General features: G+C 68.4%; 15 protein-coding genes. 4 read left to right on the top strand and 11 right to left on the bottom strand.

Annotation, left to right across the window (positions count from 1 at the left end):
- The first annotated feature begins 162 nt into the window (after positions 1-162).
- Positions 163-555 carry a transposase gene (locus tag JNK12_03220; protein ID MBL8774911.1) on the top strand — a complete coding sequence of 131 codons (393 nt, stop codon included), beginning with the start codon at positions 163-165 and terminating at the stop codon, positions 553-555.
- Between the two features lie 12 nt (positions 556-567).
- Here JNK12_03220 and JNK12_03225 read toward each other — a convergent pair whose 3' ends face one another.
- Positions 568-1614, bottom strand: a complete 1047-nt coding sequence (locus JNK12_03225; protein ID MBL8774912.1) for a site-specific integrase — start codon at positions 1612-1614, stop codon at positions 568-570.
- Between the two features lie 298 nt (positions 1615-1912).
- The gene (locus tag JNK12_03230; protein MBL8774913.1) at positions 1913-2212 is read right to left on the bottom strand and encodes a hypothetical protein; all 300 of its coding nucleotides are present in this window, start codon (positions 2210-2212) and stop codon (positions 1913-1915) included.
- Here JNK12_03230 and JNK12_03235 point away from each other — a divergent pair.
- Positions 2196-3077 (top strand): multicopper oxidase domain-containing protein, encoded by an 882-nt coding sequence (locus JNK12_03235; protein MBL8774914.1) that lies wholly within the window; start codon positions 2196-2198, stop codon positions 3075-3077. The two genes, JNK12_03230 and JNK12_03235, sit on opposite strands and share 17 nt — an antisense overlap.
- A gap of 8 nt (positions 3078-3085) precedes the next feature.
- Entirely contained in the window at positions 3086-3556 is a 471-nt protein-coding gene (locus JNK12_03240) for a cupredoxin domain-containing protein (GenBank protein MBL8774915.1), read from the top strand.
- 138 nt (positions 3557-3694) lie between these two features.
- Here JNK12_03240 and JNK12_03245 read toward each other — a convergent pair whose 3' ends face one another.
- The 5 genes from JNK12_03245 to JNK12_03265 form a co-directional block, all read right to left on the bottom strand.
- Positions 3695-4351 carry a YHS domain-containing protein gene (locus tag JNK12_03245; protein ID MBL8774916.1) on the bottom strand — a complete coding sequence of 219 codons (657 nt, stop codon included), beginning with the start codon at positions 4349-4351 and terminating at the stop codon, positions 3695-3697.
- On the bottom strand, positions 4348-5034 hold the full coding sequence (locus JNK12_03250) for a CPBP family intramembrane metalloprotease (protein ID MBL8774917.1): 687 nt from the start codon (positions 5032-5034) through the stop codon (positions 4348-4350). The genes JNK12_03245 and JNK12_03250 overlap by 4 nt, the downstream gene beginning before the upstream one ends.
- A gap of 91 nt (positions 5035-5125) precedes the next feature.
- Complete coding sequence (locus JNK12_03255; GenBank protein MBL8774918.1) at positions 5126-5731, bottom strand: vitamin K epoxide reductase family protein; 606 nt, start codon at positions 5729-5731, stop codon at positions 5126-5128.
- 12 nt (positions 5732-5743) lie between these two features.
- Entirely contained in the window at positions 5744-6391 is a 648-nt protein-coding gene (locus tag JNK12_03260; protein ID MBL8774919.1) for a thioredoxin domain-containing protein, read from the bottom strand.
- A complete protein-coding gene (locus JNK12_03265; protein MBL8774920.1) occupies positions 6388-8856 on the bottom strand; it encodes a heavy metal translocating P-type ATPase in 2469 nt (822 codons plus the stop codon). The genes JNK12_03260 and JNK12_03265 overlap by 4 nt, the downstream gene beginning before the upstream one ends.
- 88 nt (positions 8857-8944) lie before the next feature.
- On the opposite strand from JNK12_03265, the gene JNK12_03270 reads away from it, so the two are divergent.
- Positions 8945-9106, top strand: coding sequence for a hypothetical protein (locus tag JNK12_03270; GenBank protein MBL8774921.1), 162 nt, complete (start codon positions 8945-8947; stop codon positions 9104-9106).
- On the opposite strand, the gene JNK12_03275 is transcribed toward JNK12_03270, so the two are convergent.
- From JNK12_03275 to JNK12_03290, 4 genes are read right to left on the bottom strand one after another with little or no spacing between them, the layout of a single operon-like run.
- Positions 9107-10099, bottom strand: a complete 993-nt coding sequence (locus JNK12_03275; protein ID MBL8774922.1) for a hypothetical protein — start codon at positions 10097-10099, stop codon at positions 9107-9109.
- Complete coding sequence (locus JNK12_03280; protein ID MBL8774923.1) at positions 10096-11598, bottom strand: hypothetical protein; 1503 nt, start codon at positions 11596-11598, stop codon at positions 10096-10098. The genes JNK12_03275 and JNK12_03280 overlap by 4 nt, the downstream gene beginning before the upstream one ends.
- Entirely contained in the window at positions 11595-12206 is a 612-nt protein-coding gene (locus JNK12_03285; GenBank protein ID MBL8774924.1) for a hypothetical protein, read from the bottom strand. The genes JNK12_03280 and JNK12_03285 overlap by 4 nt, the downstream gene beginning before the upstream one ends.
- Positions 12203-13822 (bottom strand): copper resistance protein CopC/CopD, encoded by a 1620-nt coding sequence (locus JNK12_03290; protein MBL8774925.1) that lies wholly within the window; start codon positions 13820-13822, stop codon positions 12203-12205. The genes JNK12_03285 and JNK12_03290 overlap by 4 nt, the downstream gene beginning before the upstream one ends.
- Between the last annotated feature and the right edge of the window lie 41 nt (positions 13823-13863).

Consider the following 13863-nt stretch of genomic DNA (forward strand, 5'->3'; position numbering starts at 1 on the left):
GCCGTCCTCGCGGTTCTGGGCGACCCGGACGACCTCCTCGCGGAACTCCTTCGGATACGGCTTGGGCATGGTGCACATCCTCTCCCGTGGCACCACTCAGCACCACAGATCAGATGTCACCCCGCCGCGCGGCAGTCCCAGTTACCGCTCGACGCGCTCGAGATGGCCCTGTGGACCCGAGCCCAGGCCGACCAGCTCGTCGACGGGCTCGTTCACCACTCCGACGCCGGCAGCCAATACACCTCGATCCGCTACAGCGACCGCTTGGCTGACGCCGGCGCGGTCGCGTCGATCGGCACCGTCGGCGACAGCTACGACAACGCGCTCGCCGAGACCACCATCGGCCTCTACAAGACCGAGTGCGTCCGCCACGAAGGCCCCTGGCAAGGCGCGGATGACCTTGAGCTCGCCACCTTGAACTGGGTGTGGTGGTTTAACAACGTCCGCCTCCACGGCAGCCTCGGCTACGTCCCACCGGTCGAGTTCGAGAACGACTACTACCGTCAGATCAACACCCAGCAGCACCCGCTGTTGGGAGAACCCGCCCTCCACTGAACCCGGGGCGCTTCAGTGGGCGTGGCCGAGCCGCTCGGACACGACCTTCACCGGTACCCCTTCCTTGAGCAGCAGGCTCCCGTGGGTGTGGCGCAGATCGTGAAATCGCATGTGGGGAAGACCGGCGTTGCGGACGATCCGCCCGAACGCCTGGTACACGGCGTGGGGATGGACCGGCTCGCCATCGCCGTCGGCGAACACCCACGGTTCCTCCGGCTCGATGCCGATCGCCGCGAACTCGGCCGCCTGGAACGCGCGCCAACCGGCGAGGACGGCCAGCGTCGTGGCGTCGAGGTCGATGCTGCGGCGGGCGGTCTTGGTCTTGCCTCGGGTCTGGTGGAGTTCGTAGCCGACGGCGATCAGTCCGCGGTTCAGCGCGATGCGCTTCTTCTTGAAGTCGATGTCGGGCCACTTGAGGCCGAGCACTTCGTTGCGGCGCATCCCGGTCATCGCGGTGAGCCAGTAGATGGGGAAGAACCGGTGTCCCGCCGCTGCTCGCATGAGCTGACGCAGCTGCTCTTCGGTCAACGACTTGCCCTCGATCCTCTGCAGGGACCGCTGCTTGGGGGCCCGCGCGACGAGCGCGACGTTGCGGGAGACCAGCCCCCGACGGCAGGCGTCGGTGAGGGCGCCGCGGATGATCAGGTGGATCTCGTACACGGTCTTCGGCGCGAGCCCCCGGCCCGCCTTCGGGTGGAGGAGCGCGTCGTAGAGCGATTCGATCTGCTGGTAGCGCAGCCTGCGGATGCTGATCCGGCCCAGGACCGGAAGGATGTGCAGCTGGACGTTGCGTTCGTAGCCCCGGTAGGTGCTGGTGGCGAGGTGGAGCCTCTTGGCGGGCAGCCACTGGCTGGTGAGGTAGGCGCCGAAGCTCAGCGATCGCACCGCGTCGGTGCGCTTGTTCTCCTCGGCCGCCAGCTTGGCGGCGAGACGTTCGGCTTCGGCCCGATCGGTGCCGGCCGGGTGCCACCGGCGGCGCTCCTTGCCGGTGATGGGGTCGCGGCCCTCGTAGATCACCGCGTAGAAGCGGCCACGCCGCTGTGCCACGTATCCGTTCATGATGTTCCTCCTTCAAGACGTGGATCCCGGTGGTCGGGACCCGGAGGAACAATCGGTAGAACGCCGCGTTGACGCACGATGGCAGCGTCTGAGGCAGCGCGGATCCGTGGAGCACAGCGGACTTGCTGCAAGCGAGTGACTCGGTGGAACGAATCGGGCGCTCATCGCCCTCAAGGCCGTCGCCATCCCGCGGCGCTCGGCCAGCAACCACCCGCAGAAGGTCGGCTCGGACATCCGCGACCTCGTGCGCCTGGTCGAGGGCTGCGACTCAAAGAGCCGGTAATCCGGACTTTCGGCCCTAGTACCGCGGCCAATGGTCCGGGAAGCTGCTGCTCGTGGCTGACATCGATAGAGCAACGAACGCGGACGCCGACGACCCCAGGGACCGGCCCGGAGTCGATCGACGGGTGTTCATCGGCATGGTCGCCGCCGGCGCCGGTGGTGCCGCGCTGGTGGGTGCGACCGCCGCTGCGGCGTGGCCCACGAGAGCGCCAGAGGAGCCATCGTCGGCCAGGACGGCGGCGACGTCGACCACGATGGTGATGGACAGTTCGGGGACGACGGGCATGGCGGGGTCCGGCATGTCCGACGCCGACATGAACGCATCGTCTGAAGCCAAGGTCGGCCAGTTCCTCGACAACGCCGCGTCGCCCATCACCGCGGGGCAGGGGGCGACCGACCTCGAATGGCGGACCGTGAACGGCGTCCGCGTGTTCGAGCTCACCTGCGAGGAGATCGAATGGGAGGTCACTCCCGGTGAACGTATAGCGGCCATGGGGTACAACGGCATCGTCCCGGGTCCGACCCTGCGGGTCGTCGAAGGTGAGCCCGTGCGGGTCGTGGTCCGCAACGAGCTGACCCAGAGCACGTCGGTGCATTGGCACGGGCAGCGAGTGCCCAACGACCAGGACGGGGTTCCGTACGTGACCCAGCCACCGATCCTCCCCGGCGAGTCATACACCTACGAGTTCACGCCGGGACCGTTCGGCAGCCACATGTACCACTCCCACCACAACGCCACCGAGCAGGTGGGCAAGGGTTTGTTGGGCGCTCTGCTCGTCGAGCCAGCCGAGCGCGGCTCCGAGCCCGCGTATGACAAGGACGAGCTCTACATCCTCAACGACTCACTGGGTGGCTTCACGATCAACGGCAAGGGGTTCCCGGCGACGGCCCCCTACACGGCCGGGCTTGGCGACCGGATCCGGTTCCGCTTCATGAACGAGGGCCAGATGGTGCACCCCATCCACCTCCACGGCCTCACACTCGAGGTGTTCGCCCGAGATGGCTATCTGCTGCCGCAGCCGTTCCGTTGCGACACGATCACCGTGGCCCCCGGTGAGCGCTGGGACGCGATCGTCGTTGCTGACAGTCCTGGTGTCTGGGCCTTCCACTGCCACATCCTCAGCCACGCGGAGCGACCAGACGGCATGTTCGGCATGGTCACCGCCCTCATCGTCGAGTAGGAGCACCGATGACAGCGATCCCCCCGGACCGACCGGAGCAGGCGGCGGTCACTCGTGGCCGACCCGGGCTCAACACCGAAACGCTCGCGTTGGCGGGGGTGTTCATCGCCGCCTTCGCCTTCCTGGCCGCGATCTTCGCCGTCGGCCTGGCGGCGCGAGCGGTCGAGGAGGTCGATCACGCCGGCGGCAACGGTGGGGCGGCGCCGGCTACCGGTGCCGAGGCCGTGCCCGTGTCGCTGGAGGAGTTCGCCATCACACCCGGCGAGGTCGATGTGCCGGCAGGGGCCGTGCTGAACATCAGCAACGAAGGCACGGTGGTCCACAACCTCAGTGTCGATGGGATCGCATCGGAGATGGTGGACGGTGGGGCAACGACCGAGCTCGATCTGGGATCACTCGCTCCCGGGACCTACGCCATGAAGTGTGATGTCCCCGGTCATGCCGAGGCAGGGATGACCGGGACGCTCACGGTGAGCTGAGGCGGGACGTTCTCATCGAGAATCGAAGCAGGCTCACAGCAGGCCGCCGTGCGGCAGCACGCGCCGGCGCGCTCTGACCCTGCGACGGTGGTCGCCCTGCGACACCCATCTCCGCAGGCGTCGATCTCCCGGTACTGGTCATGCTGTGTAGCGGCCGGGGTCGGACGCGAATGCTCCTGCGCACTCGAGTGAGCAGAACATGTGCTCGTGATCGTCGTGGCGAAGGCGGCCCGGCGCCGATCGGCGGTCGACGGCCATGTGGCAGACCGGATCGATGACCCGGTCCGGCACCGTGGGGCACGCCATGACCTCGTAGAGCGCCACCGGTTCTCGGACGTTGCGGAGCCGTTCGATCCCGAGCGGTCGGGTCTCGAACCCGGCAGTCGATGCAACTGCGGCGACTCCTTCGGTCGCCAACACCTGGTCACCAGCGGCGCGTGCCGCCACCCTCGCGGCGAGGTTCACCGCGCCGCCGAACCAGTCGCCGTCTCGTTCGAGCGCGGGGCCGGTGTGGAGTCCGGCGCGCAAGACCGGGAAGGCCGGCTCCTGGTCCAATGCGGAACAGATGGCGCCGACGGCTCTGACCGCGTCGACTGGATCTGTCGAGACGAGCATCACCGCATCACCGATGGACTTCACCAGCTGATCCGTCGAACCCAACGCTGCCTGGGTGACTTCCACCAGGCGATGTGCGAGCTCCACTGCCGCGAAATCGCCGTGCACCTCGGTCGCGAGGGTGAAGCCGGCGAGGTCGACGAACGCGAACGTCCGATGCTGTGACGGGGGAGTGGTCATCGGACGAGCGCCGCCGTCGCGAGGAGGGACGCCACGGCGACGCCGTTGAACCCGATGTGGGCCCAGATCGCAGGACCCAGTCGGCCCGTCCGCACGGTCAGGGTCGCGAACACGAGGCCGGCGGTTGCGAGGGCGGGGAACTGCGCGAATTGGAGGTGGATGGCTCCGAAGAGCATGGAGGTGGTGGCGACGGCCCAGGCAGTCCCAAACCGCTTCTCAACGCTTCGAAGCAGCAGGCCGCGGAAGAACAGCTCCTCGACGATCGGCGCTCCGATGACGACGATCGCAATGAGGAGCACGGTGCCGGCGGGGTCCGTCGCTCGATCGGTCAGCTCTCGAGCGGGAGCGGAGAGGTCCTGTTTGCCCGTGAGCCAGAAGATCGGGACGTAGAGGAGCGGGATGAGCGCGACCTGTGTTGCGACGCCGATGACCAGCCCGATCGGCACGTCGGTCCACCGCATGCGGAAGCCGAAGTCGGCCATCACACCGTTGCCTTTCGTGCGCGCCGCCCACAGTGGCGCGCCGAGGTACCCCAGCCACAGGGGTACCTGGAGGGCTGCAACGATGGTGAGGGGCAGGTCGTCGGTGTCGGTCGCGTCATAGCCCGTCGCAGCGAGGATGAGTCCTCCGCCGACGACCGCGCACACATTGGCGAGCAACAGTCCGGCGGCCGCATCGCCCAACCCCCAACGAGGGGCACGGGCTTCACTTGGCGTTGAAGGCGGCATCAGCGGCTGCGCTCCCGGAGGATTGGGACGTGCGGTGGGGCGGCGATCACAGCAGAGTCGACCAGTAGTTCCAGAACCGGCGGGCGATGAGTCCCGCGATCGCCAGGTACCAGATGGTGAGGATGACGCCGTGGTAGGTGGTCGCGAGTCGGACGATCGGGGTGAAGCGACTGCGCTCGAGCGCGGGTGAGCTCTGGGCGAGGTGCAGCGCCGTGTACAAGAACAGGGGAATGGTCACGACCCACACGACCATGCAGTAGGGGCAGAGTGCGCCGATGCGGTAGAGGCTCTGGAAGATCAGCCAGTGCACGAACACCAGGCCTGCGACGGTGCCGGTGAGAAGGCCTCGCCAGTACCAGCGCCGGAACGCCGCACCGGCCACCATCGCGACACCGGTCGTGACGACGACCGGGAAGGCCGCTACGCCGATGAGCGGGTTGGGGAACCCGAACGCCTCGGCCTGGCTGGTACGCATGATCGAGCCGCAGCTGAGGATCGGGTTGATGCTGCAGCTCGGCACGTAGGTCGGGTCTTCCAGCAGCGCGACCTTCTCGATCAGCAGCACCACCGCAGCGATCAGACCGATGGCGCCGCCGATCATGTACAGCCACGTCAGGCGCCGATCGGCGTCCTCGAGTTCAGCAGACGTCACGGTCACGCAGAGTCACTGGGCCAACGCTTCGTCGATCTGAGCGGTGAGATCCTCGAAACTGGAGATCTCCATCTTCTCCCCGTTCAGGAAGAACGACGGCGTTCCCTCGACCCCGAGCGCCTGCCCGTCCGCCTGGTCCTGCTCGATCCTCTCGAGGATGGCGGGGTCGTCGTAGTCCGCAGCGAACTGGTCCATGTCCAGCCCGAGATCCTCGGCGTACTGGAAGAAGAGCTCCTGCTTGGATTCGGATTGTTCGCCCCAGTCCGCCTGGGTCTCGAAGAGCATGGAGTACATCTCGTCGAACTTGCCCTGTTCGGCGGCGGCCTCGGCGGCGCGGGCTGCGGCTTCGGAGTTGTTGTGCAACGGAAAATTGCGCACGACGAAGGTGACCCGTCCGTCGTACGTCTCGCGGAGCGCTTCGATGGCCGGGTAGGCCGCGCCGCACGCCTCGCACTCGTAGTCGAGGAACTCGACGAAGGTGACCTCGCCGTCCTCGGCGACCGACAACCTCTGGCTGTCCTCTCGTACGACCTGCGCCGCCGGTTCACCCGAGCCGCTCGCTGGCGCTGGGGTGCGGTCGCCGCTCGTGTTGGCCACGAACACGAGCACCAGTCCGGCGGCGAGGACGAGCCCCAGCGGGATCTTGACGTTCCGCGTCATGTGTCAGGCTCCTTGTCGGGGGATGGAACGGACGGCACTGCAGGTCGGTAGGCGAGCAGGCGGAGCGCGTTGGCGACCACCACGAGGGTGGAGCCCTCGTGGAACACCACGGCCGGGCCGATGCCGACAAAGCCGATGAGCGTGGCGGGGATGAGGAACGTCACCATGCCGAGGCTGAGGAAGAGGTTCTGGCGGATGACGCCGCTCGCCTTGCGGCTGAGTCCGATCACGACCGGGAGCTTCGAGAGGTCATCGCCCATCAGGGCGATGTCGGCGGTCTCGAGAGCGACGTCTGACCCGGCGGCCCCCATGGCGATGCCGACGGTGGCGTGGGCGAGCGCGGGCGCGTCGTTGACCCCGTCGCCGATCATCGCGACCTTGCCCTCTTCGTCGCGCAGCCGTTCGATGGCGGTGACCTTGTCCTCGGGCATGAGGTCGCCCCAGGCATCGGTCAGGCCGACGTCCCCAGCGATGGCATCGGCGACCTGCTGGCTGTCACCCGACAGCATGATGGCTCGCCGGATGCCGACTGACTGCAGGGCGAGCACCGCCTGGCGGGCCCCGGGGCGCGGGGTGTCGCGGACGCCGAGGACCCCGAGGAATCGGTCGTCCTGCTTGACGATCATGATCGTGCGGCCGTTGGCGTTGAGCCAGCGCACCTCGTCTGCCACCGCTTGCGGGAGCCCGCCGTTCTCCTCGAACAGCGCGACGTTGCCGATGAGGACCGATGTGGCGCCGACCGTCGCCCGCACCCCCCGGCCGGTGATGGCCGTGACCTGACTCGCCGTCAAGGACGACTCTCCTTCGAGTTCGGCGCCACCATCGCGGACGATGGCCGCCGCCAGTGGATGGTCGCTGCGCTCCTCGACGGCCACGGCCACCGCCAGCAGCTCGGCATGGTCGACGCCTTCGGCGGGCGCCACATCGGTCAGCTTCGGGCGTCCTTCGGTGAGGGTGCCGGTCTTGTCGAAGGCGATGGCGCGGAGCGTGCCCAGGTGCTCGAGCGGGCCACCACCTTTCACCAGCACCCCGAGCTGGCCGGCGCGGCCGACCGCCGCCAGCACGGCGCTGGGGGTTGCGATGGCCAGCGCGCAGGGGCTGGCCGCGACGAGCACGGCCATCGCACGGTAGAACGACTCGGCGAGCGGCGATCCGAGCGCGGCGCCGATGATCAGCACCCCGACCACGAGGACGAGCACGGCGGGTACGAAGATGCGCTCGAACCGATCGGTGAACTGCTGTGTCGGCGACGCCTGGGTCTCGGCCTCCCGAACCATGGTGGCCAGCTTCGAGAGCGTCGAGTCCTTGGTGAGGCGCGTCACCTGGGCATCGAGTTGCCCGGCGCCGTTGATGGTGCCCGCGAACAGCCGTGACGACGCCGGAACGGCCTCGGGTGACGCCGCAGCCGTGGCCGGATCGCGGACGGGCACCTTGTCGACGGGGATGCTCTCGCCGGTGAGCGGTGCCTGGTTGACGCTGCTGGTGCCGGCGACGACGAACCCATCGGCGGGTATGCGTTCGTTGGGCTTGACGATCACGACATCGCCCAGGCTCAGTTGCTCGACGGGGATCTCGCGTTCGTCGGTCCCGGCCCGCACGGTGGCGGTCTTCGGGGCCAATTCGCCGAGCGCTTCGATGGCGCGACGCGCCCGGCCCATGGCGTAGCCCTCTAGGGCGTGGCCGAGGCTGAACAGCGCCAGCAGGAGCGCACCCTCTTCCCACTTGCCGAGCGCAGCGGCGCCTGCGGCGGCGACCAGCATCAGAAAGTCGATCTCGAACCGGCGGTTGCGGACGCTCTCGAGGGCCTCACGGGCCGTGAAGTAGCCACCGAATACACCGGCGGCGATGAACAACAGGGTCAGGGCCGTTTCGCTCAGGTCGGTGGCCAGCTCGAGCACGAAGCCCACCGTCCACAGTGCGGCCGAGGTGATGGCGAAGACCAGTTCGCTGCGCTCCCCGAACGGTCCGCCGTGGTCGTGCTGGCCCTTTGGATGGTCGTGGGCTTCGGGGTCTTCGCCGGGAGCCTGGACCTTGACGCCGCGCCTCTGCAACGCCTCGCGTAGCGCCCCGTCGTCGAGCCGCGTGCGGTCGAACTCGACCATCACGAGCCCTGGGGCGACGTCAGCCTCGATCACGCCCTCGATGCGGCCGAGCGCCTCCCTCACCGAGCGGGCCTTGCGGACGTGGCCGATGCCGGTGACGGGCCACAACACGTGCCCGAACTGGTCGGTGATCGATGCACCGGCGCCCGTGGCCAACGAGCGGATCCGAGCCATGCTCGTGACCGCGGGGTCGTAGTGCAGACACAGCCGGGCGGGTGCCCCGTCGGCCGCCTCGATGACGTGCACCTGGTCCAGACCTGATGCGCCGGTGAGGGTACTCGTCAGCCGGTCGACGCACCGGTCCCGCCCGTCGAGGGCATCTGGCAGCAGCACCGGCAGGTCCAGCATCGCCTTCTCGCTCATCGTTGGTCTCCTGTCCGTTCGGATGAGTTCGCCGCTGCCGATGACCAGCCCGAGACGCTCACCCCGACTGCTTCCATAGGACGGGCGAGTGAGTGGATTCCTGATGGCCCACCAGGGTGGTTGGGATGAGCTGATCGTGGTCGGTGTCCCGGTCCTGGCCTTCGGGGCGCGGCTGATGGTCGCGAACCGTCGCGCCGCGTCCCTCGAGGCCCGTCGTGCGGAAGAGGGCGGCGAGCCAGGCGAGCACTGATCACGCCGTGACCTCGTCAACCGCGGCCTGCAGGTCGGCGTCGGTGGCGACGTTGTCCCAGCGCTCGATAACGGTGCCATCGGGCCCGATGAGGAACACCCACGGCTCGTGGATGTCGTTGCCTTCCTGGTTCGGGTAGATCCACTCTGCGGCACCGCGGTTGAGCACGTTGCGCTCGTAGTCGCGCCACACCTCGATGTGGATGAACGCCACGTCGTCGCCCGTCTCGGCGGCGAGCGTATCGACGCTGTCGGTGATGGGGCCGCAGAAACGACTCACACAGAACACCGGCGTCGACACCACCACGAGCGCCGGGCGGCCCGAAGCAATCGCCTGAGCCACGGTCTCGCTGTGCAGCTCGGGGTCGGGCACGGTCCCGTCGGGTTCAGCGCGCGAATCGATCGCCTTCACGGGCGCGTCGGGGTCACCGGGCAAGAGGTTCTCGGTTCGGGGCGCGGGATCGCCGACGTTGGGGATGTCGCTCTCGGCGGCGACTTCGAAGTTCGCCGTCGCTGTGGCGTCGCCGCCGGGGAGGTCCGCGGTGACCTCGACTTCCCAGATGCCGGCGTCGGCGAACTCGACACCGTCGGCCCCGTAGACCCCAGCGCCGTCGGATGGCTCGCCGAGGCGCGGCCCCGGCGTCTGGAGATCGATGGCCTGACCGGGGATCGGGCGGAAGTCGGCCGTGAGGGCCGGGCCTTGCTCCGGGGTGTCGAGGGGCTCGTCGGACGTTCCGAGGTAGGAGAAGGCGAACTCGACGTCGCCGAAGGAGACCAGGTTGTTGTCGTTGTCGAGCAAGCCGACGATGATCCGCTGCGGCCGTTCGGTCGTGAGGTCGTAGCTGGCGACCTGGGCGACGAGCGAGGAGGTTCCGACGTCAGCGGCCTCGGCTTCCTCGACGGACTCGTCATTCCCCGAACCGCTCGAACAACCGGCCGCGATGATGGCCGCACACAGCAGGGTGCCCAGTCGGGCGCGGGTGTGGATGGTCATGGTTGGTCTGCTTCCTCGGCGCACGCCGATGGTGGGTTCTCGTCGGTGACGTCCAACGCTCGTCGCATGGTCGGCGCGAGTTGTGCGAGATCGGTCGCGAGTTGTGGTGATCGACCGCTGAGCGATGACTCGACCTTCTGTTTGGCTTCGAGCAGTTCAGCTGCCGCCGCGCGGTCCTGCTCGGCTGCGTCTGCGGCCAGCTGGTGGAGCGCGTCGTGCGCTTCGTCGGTGAAGATCCGGCGTGCGGCATCAGCGTTGCCCCCTCGTGCCTCACGCAGCGCGTCGCACACCGCGCCATGGGCCGCGGTTGTTGATTCTGTGCCGTTGTCATCACCCTGGTCGAAGGTGAGGACTGCAAGCCCGAACGCGGCGGCCGCGACCCAGCAAACCAGCAGGAGGAAGATCCTGCGGTGTCGCTTCACATCGCCGGTGAGGGCCCCGGTGAGGGCCGGGGCTCGGCGAACCGGGGGTCGGGATGGTCCCGGTGCGCGTCGCAGCTTCGGGAAGCGGATGGCTGTCAAGCCGAGGATCCCGACCGCGACGCCGAGTGAGGCGCTGACGGTCAGTCGGGCCACCGCCGGGGACAGTGCCGTCGGCAGCTGCGAGCGGCTCAGCCAGTCCAGGTTGGCAACACCGAAGAGCAGCCCGAAGCTGGTGGCACTTGCCGCTGAGAAGATCAGCGCCTCGCGTGGCGCCCGCCGCAGTTGCGTGACGGACACGATGGCGATGGCCGCCGTCGTCAAGGGTGCGCCGAGTCCGCCGAGCTTGGCCAACGTTGGCTCTGCTGTCTCCGCCCAGACACCGATCGCATCCAGGCCCGCGCCGATGAGCAACACGACCATCCCCGCGGCTACCGCCCATCGCCAACGCTGGCTCAGCCCGGCGAGGGTGAACCCTGCGGCGAGGGCCACCCCCAGGAGGTAGTGGGGCCAAGGCGACGGTCCGGGCACCCAGAGGAGGTCACCCGACACCTCGACGGTCTCGTCGCCGACGTCGATGGGGACGACCCAGGTCGGGATGACGACGTGCTGCGACCCCGGATCGTTCACCACAGCAGGGGGATCGCCGCCCATCCAATGCGCCCGGTGATCGTGCCAACGCGCCACTTGTCCGGTGTCGATGCGCTGCCAGTCGGGCGGAGCGTCGGCATCGGCTTCCGGGGGGATGGCGGTGGATGCCTGTCGGGAACGGTTGAGGTAGGTGGCGGGCGAGCGGAGGTTCTCGAAGACACCGTCGTCGTTGATGCGAAGGAACGGTTCGTCCTCGTAGCCCCGGACAATGACCTCTTCGCCGGTGTGATTGGCGAGCTCGAGGCGGGCCCCGGCTTCGATCACGCGGATCTCGAGCCCGGCGACCTCAGGGCTCACCTCGAGGATGCGCGTGCGGTAGTTCGTGCCCCCTGGATCGTCGCCTCCCGGGCCGCCGTGGGCGGCGGCCGGCGAGGCAAGCCCGAGAAGGGCCGCCAAGACCGCTGCGACGCCGACGGTGAGGCGTCTCACTCGTGTTGCTCCTTCGCTGGTCCCTGCCGCTGTGCGTCGGCGTCGCGCAACCCGCGCACGCGTCGAGCAACCAGGAACGCTGCGCTGGCGAGCACAAGGAGGACGGTCACGAAGATGATGGTCCCGGCCTTCGTGCCATCGCCGCTGTCGGCTGCCGGTGCGATCGTCGCAGCCGGCGTCACCTCGGAGGTGGTCGACGGAGCCGCGGTCGACGTGGTGGGGGGTGGATCCATCTGCTGGGGGACCTCGAGGGTGGCTTCCGGGCTGACGGCGGTGAATCGGACAGTCCACCTGCCGGGGTCCGGGAACTCGACGGTTGCTGCGAAGCGGCCGTCGTCATCGACCGGTTCGAGGGCCACCGGTGTCTGCGTGGATCCGTCGTCGCCCACCGCAACCGCCGTCATCGTCGTGTCCGCAGCAGCAGCGGGGTGGCCGTCGTTGTCCCAGATCAGCCGGACCACGTACCGGACGGAAGCATCGGAGGCTGGGTCGGCGGACTCGACGGAAATCGTGCCGCCCCCTTCGTGCGCGGCGACGGACGAGACGGGCGCCAACAGCACAAACCCGATTGCGAGGACCACGAGGGTGGAACGCCGGCGATTGATCATCGAATTGGTACCTCGACCGTGTAGGTGGACGTCTGACCTTCCTGGACCGCGGTGACCGTCAGGGTCCAGGTTCCCGGCGTGGTCAGTGATGCGCCGTAGCTCGAGAAGTGACTTGGGGTGATGGCCTCGATGTCGAGGCGTCTCGGATTGATCTGATCGGTGCCCGCTTTCATCTCGACCGCGTCAACGGGCACGAGGCTCTGTCCCGCTTCGTCGAAGAAGTACAGGTGGATGTCGTTCTGGCCCACACGCGCGGGTGTCACGGTGATGTCCAGGCGTGTGGCGCCGCCGTCGGCTTGTGCGGAGGCCGCGAAGGGACGACTCACCGAATCGCGGCCGGGGGGTTGGTTCACCAGCGCAGCGGTGAACGCCAGCACGATGACGGCGAGGACGACCTCGGCCTTGACGAAGCGAATCAGGATCTGGGATGACCGCTCGGTCCACGAGGACAACAGGGCGCGGTTGAGCGACCCGATGATGACGAGCGCCGCGAAGCCAACGAGCTTGACGATCAGCAGTTGCCCGTATCCCGTGTTGATCAGTGCGTCGAACGACCGCAGCTGCCAGAACGCAGATATCGAACCGCTGACGGCCACCACGGCCACCGTCAAGACCGCCGTCTTCGAGAAGCGCCGCGCCACGGCGGCCTCGTCGTCCGCCGCTCTCAGCGAGCAGCCGAGGGCGAACAGGCCCCCGACCCACACACCGACCGCGACCAAGTGGATCAAGTCGGAACCGACGGCGACCCACCGCGGAGAGGTCGTCCAGGCGTGTCCTGACAACGGCCACGTGACCATGGCACACACGACGAGGCCCCCGGCGACCCAGGGCCGCTTCGCCCACAGGGCACCGATCGCCGCTGCGCCTCCCGCGGCCGCCAGCAGCACAACCCGCGCCATGGTCAGACGACCGGACCGCGTCTCGCTGGCGATGTCGCGGATGATGGCGATCGAGTCGAGCAGGGACCGGCCTGCCACGTCAGCGGTCTGGGCGACGAGCACCACCGCCGTAGCAACGGCCGCGGTACCTGCCCCGGCCATCACGATCAGCCGTAGACGGCGACGGACAGCGGTCTCACCGGGATTGGCGGACGCGAGCACCGCCGCGCCCAACGCCACCAGCGCACCGGCGTACGCAGCCCATCGGGCGAACCCGCCGACAACATCGGTGACCGTGTTCGCATCGTCGCTGATGTCGGCCCCGCCGGTCTCGGTGCCGACGTGGAACACGAAGGATCCCGAGAGGTTGTGGCTGTCCTCACTCAGGACACGCCACGACACCGTGTAGGTCCCCTGCGTCCCAGGATCGTCGATCGTCGCCAGGACGACGCGGCCGCCGTCACGCGTCTCGGCCAGGCCACGGTCCACCCGGTCACCCGACGGACCGAACACGCGGACCCCGCCGTCGACCACCTCCACGCCCTCGTCGAACTCGAGTCGGACCTCCACCGGGACGCGGTCGAGCAACTCGTCAGCCGAGGGATTGGTGGCGACGAGCGTCGCGTGCGCAGACACCGGGGCGGCCATCGGGCCGAGCAAGGCGACCAGCGCGGAAGCGCAGACGGACAACGCGAGGCAGACAACCCGCGCGAAGGCGGGCGCGCCGAGTTTGGACACAGGTGCTCCTGTCGAACGAGGCCGCCGAAGCGGCGAAAGCG

This window comes from Acidimicrobiales bacterium, assembly GCA_016794585.1.
Lineage (GTDB): Bacteria > Actinomycetota > Acidimicrobiia > Acidimicrobiales > DATDAH01 > JAEUJM01.